We start from the raw sequence: 15,866 nt of genomic DNA, 5'->3' as shown, positions 1-15,866 counted from the left end.
CTCTGGGAGATTGCAATATCAGTACCCCTGACAACAAACAGAACCGCAAGAATCAGGAAATCCGGGTGCCGCGCGTACGCGTGATCGGCAGCGACGGTGAAATGATTGGTGTGTTGACGCGTGACGAAGCGCTGTCGATGGCCGAAGACGAAGGTCTGGACCTGGTCGAGATTCAGCCGCAGGCTGATCCGCCGGTGTGCAAGATCATGGACTTCGGCAAGTTCAAGTTCGAAGCGCAGAAGAAGGCCAACGAGGCCAAGAAGAAGACCAAGCAGGTCGAGATCAAGGAAGTGAAATTCCGCCCGGTCACCGATGAAGGCGACTACCAGATCAAGCTGCGCAAGATGCGCGGTTTCCTGGAAGAGGGCGACAAGATCAAGGTCAACATCCGCTTCCGTGGTCGTGAAATGAGCCATCAGGAACTGGGTCGCGAAATGGCCAGCCGGATCGAAGCCGATCTGGGTGAGGACATCGTGATCGAGTCCCGTCCGCGCCTGGAAGGCCGGCAGATGGTGATGATGATCGCGCCGAAGAAGAAGTAACCGGCCTCGGGCCCAGCGGTGGTAGATCCGGGGGCCATGCCCGGCTGCAGGCGCCGCCGGAGCCGATGGCGTCCGGTTCGCGCGGCAGGCACGGGCGCCGTCTGGCGCCTTCTGCCGTTGTGCCGCGCGCGCGGCCTGGCCCGCGCGCCGGCCGGGCGCGATGTCCGTTCAGGAATGTCGGGGCCCCGGCGCCGCAGTGGCCGCGCCGGCGGCTGGCCCACCGGCCAAACCGGAGCCCGATCAAGCATTTGCAACTCACTGGTTGCACAGGCATAATGGGCGGCCGCGTTTTTCGGGGCGCTGTTTTGAACGGTTACCCGCCAGCCACTGGCGCGCTGTTTTACCAGCAACAGGACCGGCCTGGTTCCCATTGGGGATCCCGGGCTTACAAGCAGGCAAGGGCATGGACGGAAAGTGTGGCGAAAGCTGCCGCCCTGGTCAGTGACAAAACATCATCAAGGACATTGCAATGCCCAAGATCAAGACCAACCGGGCGGCGGCCAAGCGTTTCCGCAAGACCGCCTCCGGCAAGTTCAAGGCTGGCCATGCCAACCGTAGCCACATCCTCACGAAGAAGTCGACCAAGCGGAAGCGCAATCTGCGTCAGACGAACCATGTTCGTGCAGAAGACGCAGGCCGTTTGAACCGTATGCTTCCCTACCTCTGAGGACTGACCCATGGCACGAGTAAAACGTGGCGTACAGGCGCGTCGCCGCCACAAGAAAATTCTGACCCTGGCTAAGGGTTACTACAACGCTCGCCGCAAGGTGTTCCGCGTTGCCAAGCAGGCCGTGATCAAGGCACAGCAGTACGCCTACATCGGCCGTAAGCAGAAGAAGCGCAATTTCCGTTCGCTGTGGATCACCCGCATCAACGCGGCTGCCCGCATCAACGGCCTGAGCTACAGCCGTTTCATGAATGGCCTGCTCAAGTCCGGCATCACCCTGGACCGCAAGGTGCTGGCTGACATCGCCGTGCACGACGCAGCCGGTTTTGCTGCACTGGCCGAAAAGGCCAAGGGCGCACTGGCGGCATAAGTCCCACCCCTGCGGTTGCCGTTCGCGCGCAACGGCAGTGGGTAAGGCAATGCATGGGGAAGGGCGCAAGTCCTTCCCCATTCTTTTTTGTGGAGGCGCAGGCACGCGGTGCCGGCGACCCGACAGCGGTGGCGACGGGGGTCGGCCCGGCGCGCATCGCGATGGCACACCGACGCGAGGCCCCGGCTATCCATGAGTGACATCCAATCCCTGACCGCCCAGGCCCTGGCCGATGTGGCCGCCGCCGGCAGCCCCGACGCGCTGGAAGCCCTGCGCGTGGCCCTGCTCGGCAAGAACGGCAGCATCACCGCCCAGCTCAAGCAGCTCGGTGGCTTGCCTGCCGATGAGCGCAAGGCCGCCGGCGAAGCCATCAATCTGGCCCGCGACGCGCTGACCAGCGCGCTGGGGCAGCGCAAGGCGGTGCTGGAAGACGCTGCGCTGGACGCGCGCCTGGCCGCCGAAGCGATCGACATCACCCTGCCTGGACGCCGCGCCGAGCGCGCCGGCCTGCACCCGGTCACCCGTACCCTGGAGCGCATCACCGAGATCTTCGGCCGCCTCGGCTACGAGCTGTCCGAAGGCCCGGAAATCGAAGACGACTGGCACAACTTCGAAGCCCTGAACTTCCCGCCGCACCACCCGGCGCGCGCGATGCACGACACCTTCTATTTCGGCGACGGCCGCCTGCTGCGCACGCATACCTCCGGGGTGCAGGTGCGCTACATGGGCGAGCATGCACCGCCGCTGCGCATGATCGCCGCCGGCAAGGTCTACCGCAGCGACAGCGACCAGACCCACTCGCCGATGTTCCACCAGGTCGAAGGCCTGCTGGTCGACGAGCATTCCACCTTCGCCGACCTCAAGGGCACGCTGGCCGAGTTCGTGCGCGCGTTCTTCGAGCGCGATTTCGACATGCGCTTCCGCCCCAGCTACTTCCCCTTCGTCGAACCCGGCGCGGAAGTGGACATCGCCTGGCAGCAGCCCGACGGCAGCACCCGCTGGCTGGAAGTGCTGGGCTGCGGCATGGTCCACCCCAACGTGCTGCGCAGCGTGGGCATCGACCCGGAGCGCTATACCGGCTTTGCCTTCGGCATGGGCGTGGAACGGTTTGCGATGCTGCGCTATGGCGTCAACGACCTGCGCGCGTTCTTCGAGAACGACGTGCGATTCCTGAAACAATTCGCGTAACGCCGGTACCACCCGTGCAGCCGGGCAGAGCCCGGCTCTACGTCGCACCACCATTCATCACGGCCCAGGCGCCTGCGCCGGCCCACCAGGGTGACACCATGAAATTCTCTGAAAACTGGCTGCGCAGCCACGTTCCCACCTCGGTCTCGCGCGATGAACTCGGCGCGGTGCTGACCGCCATCGGCCTGGAAGTGGAAGAGGTCACCGCGCTCGGCGCGGGCCTGGACCACGTGGTGGTGGCGCGTATCGTTTCGGCGCAGCGCCATCCCGAGGCCGACCGCCTGCAGATCTGCCAGGTCGACGCCGGCCACGGCGAGCACCTGCAGATCGTCTGCGGCGCGCCCAACGCGCGCCCGGGCCTGGTGGCGCCGCTGGCGCTGATTGGTGCGCAGATCGGCGAGTTGAAGATCAAGCCGGCCAAGCTGCGCGGCGTGGACTCCAACGGCATGCTGTGCTCGGCCAGGGAACTGGGCCTGGACAGCGACGCCTCGGGCCTGTTCGAACTGCCCGACGACGCCCCGGTCGGCCAGCCGCTGGTGGAGTACCTGGGCCTGCCCGACGCCAGCATCGAGATCAAGCTGACCCCCAACCGCGCCGACTGTTTCAGCATCCGCGGCATCGCCTTCGACGTGGCTGCCGCGTGCGCCAGCGAAGTGGTGCCGTTCCATGCCGAGCCGGTGCCGGCGGTGGGAGCGCGCGAGCTGAGCATCGACCTGGCCGCCGGGGCCGATGCACCGCGCTACGTCGGCCGCGTCATCGAGGGCATCAACGCGCGCGCGCCCACCCCGCTGTGGATGGCCGAGCGCCTGCGCCGCAGCGGCGTGCGCCCGGTGTCGCTGCTGGTGGACATCACCCAGTACGTGATGCTGGAACTGGGCCAGCCGATGCATGCCTTCGACCTGGGCACCCTGCAGGGCAGCATCGGCGTGCGCCGCTCGCGCGCCGGCGAAACCCTGAAACTGCTCGATGGCCGTGACGTGGTGCTGGACGACAGCTTCCTGCTGGTCACCGACGCCGACCGCCCGGTCGCGCTGGCCGGCCTGATGGGCGGCTTCGATACCCGTGTCACCGACGACACCACCGCGGTGTTTCTCGAGGCCGCGCACTTCGCGCCCGCCGCGATCATGGGCCGGGGCCGCAAGCTGGGCCTGCATACCGATGCCGGCCACCGCTTCGAGCGTGGCGTGGACCCGGCGCTGCCGCGCACCGCGATCGAATACGCCACCCGGCTGGTACTGGACCTGGCCGGCGGCACGCCGTCGCCGCTGACCGAGGCGGTACGTCAGGCCGACCTGCCGGTAACCGCGCCGATCGCCCTGCGCCGCGCGCGGATCGCCCGCGTGCTCGGCATCCAGATCAAGGATGCCGACGTGGAGCGCATGCTGCGCGCGCTGGGCATGGACGTGGCCGCCAGCGCCGACGGCTGGCAGGTCACCGCGCCCAGCCGCCGCTTCGACATCGCCATCGAAGAAGACCTGATCGAAGAACTGGCGCGCATCCACGGCTACGAGCGCATTCCGACCACGCTGCCCGGCGGCGCCTCGCGCATCGCCATGCCCAGCGAAACCGCGCTGGATGAGCGGAGCGTGCGCCGCCAGCTGGTCGCCCGCGACCTGCAGGAAACCCTCAACTACGCCTTCGTCGATGCCGGCCTGCTCGGCCAGTGGCAGCTGCACCAGGACGTGGTGGCCCTGGCCAACCCGCTGTCGGCCGAACTGGCGGTGATGCGCCCGTCGCTGCTGCCGGGCCTGGTCGCCACGCTGGGCCGCAATGCCGCGCGCCAGCTCGGCCGGGTACGCCTGTTCGAGCTGGGCCGGGTGTTCCACCCGCAGGCCGGGGACGGCCAGCCGGCGCCGCTGGAAACCCAGCGCGTGGCCGCCGCCGTCTGCGGCGACGCCGACCCCCAGCAATGGGGCCTGGCGACCCGCAAGGTCGATTTCCACGACCTCAAGGGCGACCTGGAGTCGCTGGCGGCGGCATCGGGCGCGGTGCTGGAATTCCAGCCCTCCCAGCGTCCCTACGGGCACCCGGCGCGTTCGGCCGAGGTGCTGCGCGACGGCGCCAGCCTGGGCTGGATCGGCCAGCTCCACCCGCGCCTGGCCAAGGCCATGGACATCGACGTGGACGTATTCGCCTTCGAACTGGACCTGGCCCCGCTGGCCGCACGCGCCATACCGCGGGCCAGCGAGCTGTCGCGCTACCCCTCGGTGCGCCGCGACCTGGCCTTCCTGGTCCCCGAAGCGGCCGCCTGGGCCGACCTGGAAACGACCCTGCGCCGGGCCGTCGGCCCGCTGCTGCGCCAGGTCACCCTGTTCGACCGGTATGTCGGCCAGGGCGTCGAGCCGGGCTTCAAGAGTTTAGCTATGGGCTTGATTTTGCAGGACAAGTCGCGCACTCTGACGGACCGCGACGTGGATGCGGTAGTGGCCGAGGCGGTCGCTGCGATGGAGCGTGATCACCACGCCCGCATCCGCGGTTGAGCGGGAAGCATTGGGGGTAGCAGGCAATGGCATTGACCAAGGCTGAGATGGCCGAAAAGCTGTTCGACGAAGTCGGTCTGAACAAGCGCGAAGCCAAGGAATTTGTCGACGCGTTCTTCGATGTGTTGCGGGAAGCGTTGGAACAGGGACGTCAGGTCAAGCTGTCGGGCTTCGGCAATTTCGACCTGCGGCGCAAGAACCAGCGCCCGGGCCGCAATCCCAAGACCGGCGAGGAAATACCGATTTCCGCCCGTACGGTGGTCACCTTCCGTCCGGGCCAGAAGCTCAAGGAAAGGGTGGAGGCATATGCTGGATCCGGGCAGTAACCGCGAACTTCCGCCGATACCGGCCAAGCGCTACTTCACCATCGGTGAGGTCAGCGAACTGTGCGATGTCAAACCGCACGTGCTGCGCTACTGGGAAACCGAGTTCCCCAGCCTGGAGCCGGCCAAGCGCCGCGGCAACCGCCGCTACTACCAGCGCCACGACGTGCTGATGGTGCGCCAGATCCGCGGCCTGCTCTACGAACAGGGCTACACCATCGGCGGGGCGCGCCTGCGCCTGGAAGGTGCCGGTGCCCGCGACGAATCCACGCTGAGCAACCAGATCATCAAGCAGACGCGGATGGAGCTGGAAGAAGTGCTGCAATTGCTCCGTCGCTGAACCATTTCACCTTCAAACCCGTTATACTCGTCGGCCCGCTGCAAGGCGGGGACAGTGCCAACATCATCGGGGCGTAGCGCAGCCTGGTAGCGCATCTGCCTGGGGGGCAGAGGGTCGTCGGTTCAAATCCGGCCGTCCCGACCATTGTTGGCAACAGATCAAGGGCTTGTGCAGCGATGCGCGGGCCCTTTTTCGTTGGGCTTCAGCCCGGCAGGAAGCCAACCTCAAGAAGTGTCGGGGTAGGTCCGAGCCATGCTCGGATTCGCAACGCAAGCGCCATGTAGTTCCGAGCCACGCTCGGACCTGGTGGCGCCGCCACCAGGCGCACGCGACCTTGGGGCAGGCGTGCCACTGCAGCTGCCTGCATCGGCTGTGGTCTAGTCGCCAACGCCGGCATTGAAGGGCGCGTCCTGCGCCGCCTTCGTGGATGCGGCCGCCCGGTACGTCTCGCAGTTGCCGCTGGGAAAGCGCGCCATGTATTCGGCGAAACGGGCGCCGGCGACCGCCTGGCGCGCGCTGCAACTGGGGCAGCTCAGTACCGCGCCCCCGCCCTCGATGGTTTCCAGAACCGGCGGCTGGGTGGCCTTGAAGATGGCGCCGCAGCCATGGCATTGCGCGCGGATGAACTCGATTTCCGGATAGGCTGCGCCAGCGTCCCGCAGGGGATGGCAGCACACCTCGAACAGATGGAACATACCGGTGTCCGGCATTGCTGCGCCCTCTGCATGGGCTCGACATGCATGCATGCCAGGCCGCTGCCTGATTGCCGCCCCGCGATGGGGCCGCTGAGGGCCAGTATGCGCCAGTAGGCGTTATGGGGTGGTGTTCTGGACGATTGCAACGGTGCGCCTGCAACTCCGGGATTTTCCTTGGCTGAATCGGTCATTTGATCGGCGTTGCCGCGTCAGCGGATCCGTGTGCTACCTGAGCCAGCGCGCCAACACAGCCTCGCCCTGCGCGGTGGGTAGCAACACGCGCGAGCCCGGCAACGGGCGGAGCAGATCCTGGTCCCGCATCGCCTGTAGCACGGCCATGCCCAGTTGGCCGGCCAGATGGAAGCGCCGTTCGCTCCAGTCCATGCAGGCACGCAGCGCAGGGCGGCGCAGGGCCGGGTCGGGCAGGGCGATGCCCAGTGCCCGAAACCCCTCGCGTCCGGCCGGGGTCAGCTGCAATGCGCCTGCGTCGTCGAGGATCCAGCCCTGATCGCGCCACTGCTGGGTCAACTGCACGGCAATCTCGCCGGCCAGATGGTCATAGCAGACCCGCGCGCGTCGCAAGCCTGCGTCTGCCGGCCCCAGGCGACGGACCGGATGCGGCGGCGGCGACAGGGTGAGCAGGGCTTCCAGTGCATGCGCCACGTCGGCATTGGCCAGCCGGTGGTAATGGTGCCGGCCCTGCTTCTGGATCGCCAGCAGGCCGCCGTCGATCAGCTTGGCCAGGTGGGCGCTGCCGGTCTGTGGGGTCACGCTGGCTACCCGGGCCAGTTCGCCGGCGGTCCTGCTGCGGCCATCCATCAACGCCGACAGCATCCGCGCACGGGTGGGATCGCCGATCAGGCGGGCAATGCTGGCGATGGGAGGCAGGGCGGTCATGCTTCGATACTGGCCGAAGCATCAGGTGATCGGCAAGGCGGACACTGCACCATTGCCCATACCGGTGTACGAATGAAACGCAGAACGATGCTCACCTGTTCCGGGCTTGCGCTGGGGGCCGGCATGATCGGCGCCGGTAGTGGCTGCCCGTCGCCGTTGCGCACGGCGCAGACCATCCGCTTGCCGTGGCGCCATCAGGGCGAGTTGTTGCCGCTGGCCCTGCATCGCCAGCCGGCGGCCGGCGAGGTGGTGCTGTACGTGCATGGCGCCACCTTCCCCAGTGCATTGGCGGTGGGCTGGAAGATGCACGGGGTGTCGTGGATGGATGACCTGCAGCGTGCCGGTTTCGATGCCTGGGCGCTGGATTTCGCCGGGTACGGCGGCTCGGCGCGCCCGGCGGTGTTTGCCGCGCCGGCAGCGGCGGCGGCGCCGTTCGGCCGGAGCGAAGTGGCGGCCGCGCAGATTGCCGCGGCACTGGCGCATATACGGCGCGAACGGCCAAACGTGCGCATCCATCTGCTCGCCCATTCCTGGGGCACGCTGCCGGCGCAACGCGCGGTCATCGACAATCCGGACGCGATATCGCGGCTGGTGCTGTTCGGCCCGCTGGTGCCGCGTGAAGGAGCGGCCGGCAGCGCCGGCCCGCACGATGCATGGGCCTTGATGGATGCCGACGCGCAGCGGCCGCGGCAGCGCACCGGCATTCCCGATCATGTGCCCACCCCGGTCGATGCTGCCGAGCTTGATCGCTGGTGCAGCGCGTATCTGGCCAGCGACCCGACGGCCGGGCAGAGAACGCCGGCGTCGGCGCGGATCCCGAATGGACCGGCCGCCGATGTTGCCGCCTGCTGGGCGGGACGGTCGCTGGTGGACAGTGCCAGGATCCGGGTACCGGTGCTGATCGTCCGCGGCGAATGGGACCATGTCACCACCGATGACGATGCCCGGCGCCTGTACACCGACCTGCGTGGTTGTTCGGACAAGCGCGACGTCAAGATTTCCGGCGGCAACCACTGGCTGCATCTGCAGCCGCGGCGCCTGGCGTTGTGGGCGGCTGTGCGCGGTTTCCTGCAGGGGGATTGAGCCAGGCGCCGCGCCGCACTTCCGCGGTCGCTTCCGGGCTACCATGCCGCCATGAACACGCCCTCGGTCGATCCCAATGCCCCGCGCCTGCTCGGATTCGATGTGCCCGACCTGCATGCGCAGGTGGACCATGCCCAGGACGAAGCGATCATCGCGATGCTCGATGTGGAGCCGTCGGCGCAATGGCTGCAGGTATTCGACCTGCACGTGGGCGCGTTGAAGGGTGAGCTGGGCCTGGCCGGGGTGGAGATCGACGGGCGCACGATCCGCTTCTTCGGCTCGATCACCGACAGCCGCCGGCTGGCCAATGAAATCACCGGGTTGATCAAGGACGTGGCGCAGAAACTGGTCAGCCAGGCCTGACCCGTGCGGTCACCCGGATCGCCGACGGCGTCGCGCGGCCGATGGTGTTCGGGATGCTGCCGAACCACTACGATCTGATCCCCCCACATGCAACAAGGATCTGACGTGAGCGAACAACTGCCGCCCTACGCGAACCCCACCAGTCCGCTGGGCCAGGCCAAGCGCGTGCGCATTCCGCATCTGCAGCAGATGAAGGAACGCGGCGAGAAGTGGGCGATGTTGACCGCCTATGACATGTACACCGCGGCGATCTTCGAAGATGCCGGCATCCCGGTACTGCTGATCGGCGATTCGGCGTCCAACAACGTGTTCGGCAACGACAGCCTGCTGCCGGTGACGGTGGACGAGCTGATGCCGCTGGTGCGCGCGGTCAGCCGTTGCACGCGGCGCCCGCTGGTGATCGCCGACTTGCCGTTCGGCTCCTACCAGGCCTCGCCGGAGCAGTGCTTCCATACCGCGGCGCGTTTCATGAAGGAAGGCGGCGCGCATGCAATCAAGCTGGAAGGTGGCATCGAGATGGTGCCGCAGGTACGCAAGCTGGTGGAGTGCGGCATTCCGGTGATGGCGCATATCGGCTTCACCCCGCAGTCGGAGCACCAGCTGGGCGGCTTCCGTGTGCAGGGGCGTGGCGATGGCGGTGCCAAGCTGGTGGAAGCGGCGCGCGCGCTGGAAGCGGCCGGCGCGTTTGCGGTGCTGATCGAAATGGTGCCGGCCGAGGTGGCCGCGCGGATCACCGCCGCTGTGTCGGTACCCACGGTCGGCATCGGTGCGGGCATCGACTGCGATGCGCAGGTGCTGGTGTGGCAGGACATGGCCGGGCTGCGCAGCGGGCCGCTGCCGCGCTTCGTCAAGCAGTACGCCGATATGCACGGCCTGCTGCACAAGGCCGCGCGCGACTTCGCTGCGGAGGTCGAGGCCGGCCAGTTCCCCACGCCGGAACATTCCTTCGCGTCGTGAGGCGATGTGGGTGGTGCGTTGCCCGGCCGTCCTAGCCGATGGCGCGCACCACTTCCTCGATCAGAACCGCGTAGCAGGCCAGGAAATAGACCTTGAGCAGGGCGGGGTGTTGCTTGTGCAGGAGCGCGCGCATGGGCGTGGGCTGGCTAGGTGGACGCCCTGATTGTGACGAGTGCGTGAATTTGAGGCAATCATCACAATTTAAATGCAGTCAGCGACGTGAGGCCTGCCTGACAGCGCTGCCGGCCATCGCCGGAAACCCTTCTGGCACAAGGATTTTTCGCGTGGCTCGGGGCTTCGGCAGGGGCCGGCACTGCGGATTCGGTGGGAGCCGGCCGGCGGCCGGCACTACCGCAGCAGGGGCAGGGCGCGGGCCAGCCGGCGCAGGCCGACCGCAGCGACGGTGAGGGTCAGCAGCAGCGGCCATTGCTGCAGGAACAGTGCATGGGTGACTTCCCAGGCCGTCCATGTGTCGCCGAACACGCGTGCATCTGGTGGCCCGATCCGGATCACCAGCAGCACGGCCAGTGCGAACACCCCATCGCCCCGCCATGGCGTGCGGCGCACCGGCGGCAGCCGATCGACCAGCAGCAGGGCCGCCAGCACTGCGGCCGCGGCGAACACCGCGTGCAGCAACAGATCGCTGCGTTCGTAGGTATACGGCAGCGAAGGCAGTTGCCAGCCCAGGTGTCCGGTGCGGATCGTTGCGGTCAGGGCGCCGGCGTAGGCGATCGACGCGGCGGCAAGCAGTGCGCCATCGACAGCGTGGCGCGCAATGCGCTGCGGCCAGGTGAGGTCGTTGCAGGCAGCAATGTGCAGGGGTGACATGGCAGACGTTGCGGTGCGGGCGGACATCTGAACAGATCAGCGCCGGTTTGTCGCGGCGTGTTCGGTGGCCTGGCCAACGGCAAAGCAGGGACGCGCGCCGATGCAGGCATCGGTGCAGCGATGCGGCGGTTTTTCACCTGCCCGGTGCACGGCGCTCACGGGCGCGCGACGGTTGCGTGGTTAGCGTGGGGGCCTGTCAGTCAACCCGGTTGCGGGAAAGGATCAACATGATCAAGTGGGCCATCATCTTCGCCATCATCGGCCTGATTGCCGGTGCATTGGGCTTCGGTGGCATCGGTGGCGCGGCCATCGGCGTGGCCAAGTTCCTGTTCTGGGCCGGCATCATCATCGCCGCGATCCTGTTCCTGCTTGGCATGACCATCGCCAAGAAGGTCGCCTAGCTGGCGCACTGACATACGGGTGTGGACATCAGGGCCTGCGCAGCGATGCGCAGGCCTTTTCATTGGTTGTTCGCCTGCGCGTGGAGAACAGGTGGGTCCGAGCCGTGCTCGGACAACGCGCTGCCGGAACCAAGCGCGTCCGAGCGTGGCTCGGACCTACCCACCCGGATGCATCATCGGCTGCTATCTGAAATAGAACGACACGCCCAGCCCGGCCTGCAGGTCGGGGCTGTCTGCGTCCAGGCCGAGGTCGAATGAAGCGTCCAGCTGCACGCGGCGGGCCACCATCCAGGTCAGGCCGGCACCGGCGATGGCGGTGGACGGCGCGCCCTGGGTGTGGGTGAAGCCGGCTTCGACGAAGGCGCCGACGTTCTCACTCAAGGCCACGCTCAGGCTGGGCGACCAGCTCAGGCTTTGTTCGCCCGCGCCACGTACCGCATTGGCGTACAGCGCGCCGGACCAGCGGTCGTTGAAGGTGTATTCGTAGCTGGCGCCCAGCGCGTATTGCGGGCCGCCGGCGCTGAAGTCGCGCTCGCCGGTATCGAAGGTGGTGCTGGCCAGCAGCGCCCAGGCGTGCCGGTCCGATCCCGACGGCAGCGCGACCTTCAGTGCCACGCCGCTGTCGCCGGCGCCGCGAAGGGTGCTGGCCGGCTGGCCGCGTGGCGCCACCCGCAGCCGGTTCCAGGGCGTGCCGAAGGCCTGCAGTTCGACCCGCTCGCCAACGCCCACGCGCACGGTGACGTCGCTGCTGTACTGGGTGGACAGCACGCCCTCGCCATCGCGGTCGCGCGCCAGGCTGGGCAGGCCCAGCTCTAGGGCGACGCCGCCACGCGGCAAGGTGGTCGGCGAGAAGCCCAGACCCGGGCGGTCGAACGCCGGAGTGTCGTCATCGCTGGCCGCAGCCAGCATTGGAACGGTGCACAACAGCAGGGCCAGGGCGGCGGGAGCGCGCATGGGGATCGTCGTTGCAATCAGGCATCACAGCCTAATCGACGCGCTGTCAACGCACCACGGTGAGGCTTCCTTCAGGGCTGCGGGCGGGTCAGCGCGAGCAGGCCGTCGAGCAGGCGGTTGGCGCGCGGACGGCCGTCGGCATCGACCGGGTCGGCCAGCGACTGCAGCCAGAACCCGTGCGCGGCGCGGCGCGCGGCGGTGAGGTGGTGATCCTGGCTCTCGCCGGGGTGCTGGAGCAGCTGGTCCTGGATCCAGCGTTTGAGTGCCTGCGCGATCTGCGGATCCGGGCGGCCGCGCGGGGCGCCCGGGCCGGGATCGTTGGGTGCCAGGCAGGCGTGGAAAATCGCGGTGACATAGGCACGCGAGAAGCGTCCGTGCGGCATCGGGTCCTGTTCGATCAGGGCCTGCACCGCCTGGTCGAAATCGACCAGGGCCTGGGCCAGCAGCGGATCATCGGCGTATCCGGCGCTGCCGATCATTGGAAAAGGGCGGCTCATGCGGGCTCCGTGGGGGCGTATCAGAAGGCGAAGGTGCCGGCAGCTAGTGCATGGCGCGTGCCTGCGGCAGCCGCGGCGGTGTATTGCCGGGCTGCAGCAGCACGTGGTTCAGCAGCGTGATCACCCGTTCGCCCTGGCCTTCGCAGGCCAGTTCGAAGGTGGTCTGCCCGCCCAGGGCGGGCAGGGGGGTATGCAGAATCCATTGCAGTACAACGTGGCGATCCGGCTCGATCTGCAGGGCAAGATCGGCGACACGTCGTACGATTCCCTGGCGCATGGTCAGAATCCGTAGCTGAGTGAAAGGGCGGCCGAGTCCATGTGGTTTCCGTCGGTCATCGGGCTGTCGTCCACCGCATCGGACAACAGGGTTCGGCGCAGCGACGCGGCGGCGGTCCAGCGCGGGCCCAGCGGCAAGACCGCCGAGACATCGAAGTAGGGCGCTACGCCGCTGCCGGCGCGGTAGCGGGCCAGCCCGCTGCGTGCCGCTTCGGCCGCGCTCACCCCGAAGTAGTAGTCGTTGAGGCTGCTGCTGGCATAGCTCACGCCAACGCCCGGTACCAGGGTGAGCCGGCCGACGGGCAGCGGGTAGGCGTACTTGGCGTCAGCCGCCAGCCCGCCACCATGGCCGCTGACCTCGCTCTGCACATTGGCCTGCAGCAGGCCCCATGCCGCGTTGTGGCGTACCGCCACGCCGGCCATGGCCGAGAAGTTGCGGTTGGACAGCTGGCGCAGGCGCATGTCGTCGCTGTCGTTGTGCTTGAAGCGCATCATGTACGGCGACACCATCACCGACACTTCGGTGTGCTGGTTGTCGAACAGGCGGTAGCCGAGCGTGCCACCGCGGAAGTAGAACGACTTGCCCTCCCAGCTGCCGATGGGCGCGGCCAGGGTGTCGGTCCTGTAGCCGGCATACGGCGATTTGAGCGCCACCACCGCCACGCCCAGCGCGGTACGTGGCTTGGTCGCGGCCGATTCGGCCGCCGTGGCGGCGGTGCCGGTAAGCAGGGCGGCCAGGGCCACGCAACCTGCGGCGGTACCGGCCAGGCGTGCCCGGGGACGGGGGGAGGGGCAGCTGCCCGCGGGGGATTTGGGGGGATTGGAACGCACGCGCATCTACCTGCCAGACGGGAAAGCCAAGCGCGCATGGTGCCGGGGTTACATTGTCGGAACGTTGCGCCGGGCTGCGCGGTACCATCCACAGCCTCCCCCCGTACCCGCCATCGCCATGCGCATCCTGCTGCTCGAAGACGATCCCGAACTGGCCAATGCGATCCAGGCCAGCCTGGGCCGGCACGGCATGGTGGTGGATGTGGTCGGCAGCATGGCCCAGGCCGCTGAGGCGCTGAAGCCGGCGCTGCACCAGATCCTGCTGCTGGACCGGCAACTGCCCGACGGCGACGGTGCCGGCTTCGTGCGCATCGCGCGCAGCCTGGTGCCCAACCTGCCGGTGATCATGCTGACCGCACGCGATTCGGTGGCCGACCGCGTGGTCGGCCTGGACGTGGGCGCGGACGATTACCTGACCAAGCCGTTCGCGGTGGAGGAACTGCTGGCGCGGATCCGTGCGATCTCGCGGCGGCCGTCGCAGATCGCGCTGCCGGTATTGCTGCTGGGCCGGCTGCAGTTCGATTTCGTCGCGCGCCAGGCCAGTGTCGACGGCGCGTTGCTGGCCTTGCCGCGGCGGCAGCTGCTGGTGCTGGAAGCCCTGGCGGTGCGCCAGGGCCGCACGGTGGCGCGCGCGGCATTGCTGGAGGCGGTGTACGGTTTCGACGATGCGATCCAGTCCAATGCGCTGGACGCGCACGTGTCCAAGTTGCGCAAGGCGCTGGCCGAAGCCGATGCGCGGGTGGAAATCCATGTCATGCGCGGGATCGGCTACCTGTTGAAGGATGTCGCATGAAATTCCTCAAGCCCGGGTCGCTGTCGTTCAGCCTGGCCTGGAAGATCATCCTGATCCAGATCACCATGGTGGCGATGGGGCTGATTGGCATGATGCTGGTCTACGGCGATCGCGGTGCGGCCTACATCGACTGGGGAATGAGCGAATCGATCGCGCGTGCGATCCGCATCCAGGACGATGCGCTGCAGGTGGATTGGGCCGCGCTGGACGCGGCCGCGCAGGACCGCCCGGCCACGTTCTGGTTTGCCGCTGCCGATGAAAACGGGCACCAGCTCACCCATGGCGAGGTGCCGGACATGTACCGGCCGTTGGTGGCGCAGCTGCCGCACATCGAACCGATGGACGTACGCACGCGCACTCGCGGGGTGGAACTGGCGATGCGGGTGTGGGTTACCGAGCTGCCCGAAGGGCGCGTGCACGTAATGATCGGCGGCCTGCCCTCGCGCGGCCTGTGGCGGCAGATGCAGGTGATGATCCGCTACCTGAGCGGCTGGATCACCCTGCCGTTGATCCTGATCACCCTGGTAGTGGCGCCCTGGGCGATCCACCGCTCGCTGCGCGGGGTCAACCGGGTCGCCGCGCAGGCCGCGGCGATCCAGATCAACGAGCGCGGCGGCGGCCTGGATACCCATGCGGTGCCGCAGGAAATCTTCCCGCTGGTGGATGCGTTCAATGCGGCGGTGCGCCGCATCGGCGAAAGCTACGATGCCCAGGACCGTTTCCTGGTCGGCGCCGCGCATGAGCTGCGCATGCCGATCGCGATCCTGGCCACGCGCATTGCCGACCTGCCGGCCGGGCCGGTGCGCTCGCGGCTGCAGCGCGACCTCAGCCGGCTGGGCAACATCGCCGAGCAGCTGCTCGACCTGCAGCGCCTGGACCATCATCGCAGCCAGTCCCAGCGCGTGGACCTGGCGGTCTTGACCGCCGAGGTGGCCGCCGATGTGGCGCCGCTGGTGCTCGATGCCGGCTACACCTTCGCGGTGGATGCACCGGATGCGCCGGTGTGGGTGCGTGGCGACCCGCACGCGCTGCACCGGGTGGTGGCCAGCCTGCTGCAGAACGCGATCGCCCATGGTGGCGACCGCGGTATGATCAGCGTGGCGCTGCAGCCCGATGGCGTGTTGTCGGTCAGCGACGAGGGCGACGGGGTGCCCGAAGCGGCGCGCCAGGAGATCTTCGAACCGTTCCATCGGCTGCGCCCCAGCGGCAGCGGCAGCGGCCTGGGCCTGTACCTGGCGCGCGAGATCATGCAGCGCCATGGCGGCAGCATTGCCGCCGAGGCGGCGGTGGGAGGCGGGGCGCGCTTCGTGGTGGTCCTGCCGGTGGACCGCACCCCGCCGCCGGAACGGCAGTAGATCCGATCCATGATCGGATGCGCTTG

General features: G+C 68.0%; 20 protein-coding genes and 1 tRNA gene. 14 read left to right on the top strand and 7 right to left on the bottom strand.

Annotation, left to right across the window (positions count from 1 at the left end; translation table 11 throughout):
• Window positions 1-2: 2 nt before the first annotated feature.
• From infC to IC535_RS02405, 8 genes are all read left to right on the top strand, one after another.
• Window positions 3-542: a translation initiation factor IF-3 gene (gene infC, locus IC535_RS02440; protein ID WP_228884516.1), complete on the top strand. Its 540-nt coding sequence runs from the start codon at window positions 3-5 to the stop codon at window positions 540-542.
• 469 nt (window positions 543-1,011) lie between these two features.
• Window positions 1,012-1,209: a 50S ribosomal protein L35 gene (gene rpmI, locus IC535_RS02435; RefSeq protein ID WP_017355265.1), complete on the top strand. Its 198-nt coding sequence runs from the start codon at window positions 1,012-1,014 to the stop codon at window positions 1,207-1,209.
• Between the two features lie 10 nt (window positions 1,210-1,219).
• Entirely contained in the window at window positions 1,220-1,579 is a 360-nt protein-coding gene (rplT, locus tag IC535_RS02430; protein ID WP_017355264.1) for a 50S ribosomal protein L20, read from the top strand.
• A gap of 192 nt (window positions 1,580-1,771) precedes the next feature.
• Window positions 1,772-2,767, top strand: a complete 996-nt coding sequence (locus IC535_RS02425; RefSeq protein WP_228884404.1) for a phenylalanine--tRNA ligase subunit alpha — start codon at window positions 1,772-1,774, stop codon at window positions 2,765-2,767.
• Window positions 2,768-2,865: 98 nt separating this feature from the next.
• Window positions 2,866-5,247, top strand: coding sequence for a phenylalanine--tRNA ligase subunit beta (pheT, locus tag IC535_RS02420; RefSeq protein ID WP_228884405.1), 2,382 nt, complete (start codon window positions 2,866-2,868; stop codon window positions 5,245-5,247).
• A gap of 26 nt (window positions 5,248-5,273) precedes the next feature.
• Window positions 5,274-5,573 (top strand): integration host factor subunit alpha, encoded by a 300-nt coding sequence (locus IC535_RS02415; protein WP_005410432.1) that lies wholly within the window; start codon window positions 5,274-5,276, stop codon window positions 5,571-5,573.
• Entirely contained in the window at window positions 5,554-5,910 is a 357-nt protein-coding gene (locus IC535_RS02410; RefSeq protein ID WP_038687283.1) for a MerR family transcriptional regulator, read from the top strand. Before IC535_RS02415 ends, IC535_RS02410 begins: the two co-directional genes overlap by 20 nt.
• Before the next feature lie 67 nt (window positions 5,911-5,977).
• Window positions 5,978-6,054 (top strand) — tRNA-Pro (locus IC535_RS02405).
• A gap of 233 nt (window positions 6,055-6,287) precedes the next feature.
• Here IC535_RS02405 and IC535_RS02400 read toward each other — a convergent pair.
• Both IC535_RS02400 and IC535_RS02395 read right to left on the bottom strand, forming a co-directional pair.
• Window positions 6,288-6,605, bottom strand: coding sequence for a hypothetical protein (locus IC535_RS02400; protein WP_228884406.1), 318 nt, complete (start codon window positions 6,603-6,605; stop codon window positions 6,288-6,290).
• 225 nt (window positions 6,606-6,830) lie between these two features.
• Window positions 6,831-7,502 (bottom strand): ArsR/SmtB family transcription factor, encoded by a 672-nt coding sequence (locus tag IC535_RS02395; protein WP_228884407.1) that lies wholly within the window; start codon window positions 7,500-7,502, stop codon window positions 6,831-6,833.
• A gap of 87 nt (window positions 7,503-7,589) precedes the next feature.
• Between IC535_RS02395 and IC535_RS02390 the strand changes: the two genes are divergently transcribed.
• The 3 genes from IC535_RS02390 to panB all read left to right on the top strand — a co-directional run bounded on the left by IC535_RS02390 (window position 7,590) and on the right by panB (window position 9,905).
• The gene (locus tag IC535_RS02390; RefSeq protein WP_228884408.1) at window positions 7,590-8,585 is read left to right on the top strand and encodes an alpha/beta hydrolase; all 996 of its coding nucleotides are present in this window, start codon (window positions 7,590-7,592) and stop codon (window positions 8,583-8,585) included.
• A gap of 51 nt (window positions 8,586-8,636) precedes the next feature.
• Window positions 8,637-8,948 (top strand): hypothetical protein, encoded by a 312-nt coding sequence (locus tag IC535_RS02385; RefSeq protein WP_228884409.1) that lies wholly within the window; start codon window positions 8,637-8,639, stop codon window positions 8,946-8,948.
• Window positions 8,949-9,053: 105 nt separating this feature from the next.
• Complete coding sequence (panB, locus tag IC535_RS02380) at window positions 9,054-9,905, top strand: 3-methyl-2-oxobutanoate hydroxymethyltransferase (protein ID WP_228884410.1); 852 nt, start codon at window positions 9,054-9,056, stop codon at window positions 9,903-9,905.
• Between the two features lie 348 nt (window positions 9,906-10,253).
• On the opposite strand, the gene IC535_RS02375 is transcribed toward panB, so the two are convergent.
• Window positions 10,254-10,733 carry a hypothetical protein gene (locus tag IC535_RS02375; RefSeq protein ID WP_228884411.1) on the bottom strand — a complete coding sequence of 160 codons (480 nt, stop codon included), beginning with the start codon at window positions 10,731-10,733 and terminating at the stop codon, window positions 10,254-10,256.
• A 227-nt stretch (window positions 10,734-10,960) separates the two neighbouring features.
• Between IC535_RS02375 and IC535_RS02370 the strand changes: the two genes are divergently transcribed.
• Window positions 10,961-11,134 (top strand): DUF1328 family protein, encoded by a 174-nt coding sequence (locus IC535_RS02370; RefSeq protein ID WP_228884412.1) that lies wholly within the window; start codon window positions 10,961-10,963, stop codon window positions 11,132-11,134.
• Between the two features lie 183 nt (window positions 11,135-11,317).
• On the opposite strand, the gene IC535_RS02365 is transcribed toward IC535_RS02370, so the two are convergent.
• The 4 genes from IC535_RS02365 to IC535_RS02350 all read right to left on the bottom strand — a co-directional run bounded on the left by IC535_RS02365 (window position 11,318) and on the right by IC535_RS02350 (window position 13,605).
• Window positions 11,318-12,088: a transporter gene (locus tag IC535_RS02365; RefSeq protein WP_228884413.1), complete on the bottom strand. Its 771-nt coding sequence runs from the start codon at window positions 12,086-12,088 to the stop codon at window positions 11,318-11,320.
• A 71-nt stretch (window positions 12,089-12,159) separates the two neighbouring features.
• Window positions 12,160-12,585 (bottom strand): hypothetical protein, encoded by a 426-nt coding sequence (locus tag IC535_RS02360; protein ID WP_228884414.1) that lies wholly within the window; start codon window positions 12,583-12,585, stop codon window positions 12,160-12,162.
• Between the two features lie 43 nt (window positions 12,586-12,628).
• Entirely contained in the window at window positions 12,629-12,862 is a 234-nt protein-coding gene (locus IC535_RS02355) for a hypothetical protein (protein ID WP_228884415.1), read from the bottom strand.
• 2 nt (window positions 12,863-12,864) lie between these two features.
• Window positions 12,865-13,605 (bottom strand): MipA/OmpV family protein, encoded by a 741-nt coding sequence (locus IC535_RS02350; RefSeq protein ID WP_228884416.1) that lies wholly within the window; start codon window positions 13,603-13,605, stop codon window positions 12,865-12,867.
• A gap of 205 nt (window positions 13,606-13,810) precedes the next feature.
• On the opposite strand from IC535_RS02350, the gene IC535_RS02345 reads away from it, so the two are divergent.
• Both IC535_RS02345 and IC535_RS02340 read left to right on the top strand, forming a co-directional pair.
• Entirely contained in the window at window positions 13,811-14,485 is a 675-nt protein-coding gene (locus IC535_RS02345; RefSeq protein ID WP_228884417.1) for a response regulator transcription factor, read from the top strand.
• On the top strand, window positions 14,482-15,840 hold the full coding sequence (locus IC535_RS02340; RefSeq protein WP_228884418.1) for a sensor histidine kinase: 1,359 nt from the start codon (window positions 14,482-14,484) through the stop codon (window positions 15,838-15,840). Before IC535_RS02345 ends, IC535_RS02340 begins: the two co-directional genes overlap by 4 nt.
• Window positions 15,841-15,866 lie beyond the last annotated feature (26 nt).

It is taken from the genome of Stenotrophomonas rhizophila (genome assembly GCF_020857975.1).
Classification (GTDB): domain Bacteria; phylum Pseudomonadota; class Gammaproteobacteria; order Xanthomonadales; family Xanthomonadaceae; genus Stenotrophomonas; species Stenotrophomonas rhizophila_C.
This window is presented reverse-complemented; position numbering and strand designations above follow the sequence as displayed.

Bases quoted from the DNA above. Each gene is read 5' to 3' on its own strand.
- rpmI (WP_017355265.1), top strand. From the start codon at position 1,012: ATGCCCAAGATCAAGACCAACCGGGCGGCGGCCAAGCGTTTCCGCAAG.
- rplT (WP_017355264.1), top strand. From the start codon at position 1,220: ATGGCACGAGTAAAACGTGGCGTACAGGCGCGTCGCCGCCACAAGAAA.
- IC535_RS02425 (WP_228884404.1), top strand. From the start codon at position 1,772: ATGAGTGACATCCAATCCCTGACCGCCCAGGCCCTGGCCGATGTGGCC.
- pheT (WP_228884405.1), top strand. From the start codon at position 2,866: ATGAAATTCTCTGAAAACTGGCTGCGCAGCCACGTTCCCACCTCGGTC.
- IC535_RS02415 (WP_005410432.1), top strand. From the start codon at position 5,274: ATGGCATTGACCAAGGCTGAGATGGCCGAAAAGCTGTTCGACGAAGTC.
- IC535_RS02410 (WP_038687283.1), top strand. From the start codon at position 5,554: ATGCTGGATCCGGGCAGTAACCGCGAACTTCCGCCGATACCGGCCAAG.
- IC535_RS02400 (WP_228884406.1), bottom strand. From the start codon at position 6,605: ATGTTCCATCTGTTCGAGGTGTGCTGCCATCCCCTGCGGGACGCTGGC.
- IC535_RS02395 (WP_228884407.1), bottom strand. From the start codon at position 7,502: ATGACCGCCCTGCCTCCCATCGCCAGCATTGCCCGCCTGATCGGCGAT.
- IC535_RS02390 (WP_228884408.1), top strand. From the start codon at position 7,590: ATGCTCACCTGTTCCGGGCTTGCGCTGGGGGCCGGCATGATCGGCGCC.
- IC535_RS02385 (WP_228884409.1), top strand. From the start codon at position 8,637: ATGAACACGCCCTCGGTCGATCCCAATGCCCCGCGCCTGCTCGGATTC.
- IC535_RS02375 (WP_228884411.1), bottom strand. From the start codon at position 10,733: ATGTCACCCCTGCACATTGCTGCCTGCAACGACCTCACCTGGCCGCAG.
- IC535_RS02370 (WP_228884412.1), top strand. From the start codon at position 10,961: ATGATCAAGTGGGCCATCATCTTCGCCATCATCGGCCTGATTGCCGGT.
- IC535_RS02365 (WP_228884413.1), bottom strand. From the start codon at position 12,088: ATGCGCGCTCCCGCCGCCCTGGCCCTGCTGTTGTGCACCGTTCCAATG.
- IC535_RS02360 (WP_228884414.1), bottom strand. From the start codon at position 12,585: ATGAGCCGCCCTTTTCCAATGATCGGCAGCGCCGGATACGCCGATGAT.
- IC535_RS02355 (WP_228884415.1), bottom strand. From the start codon at position 12,862: ATGCGCCAGGGAATCGTACGACGTGTCGCCGATCTTGCCCTGCAGATC.
- IC535_RS02345 (WP_228884417.1), top strand. From the start codon at position 13,811: ATGCGCATCCTGCTGCTCGAAGACGATCCCGAACTGGCCAATGCGATC.
- IC535_RS02340 (WP_228884418.1), top strand. From the start codon at position 14,482: ATGAAATTCCTCAAGCCCGGGTCGCTGTCGTTCAGCCTGGCCTGGAAG.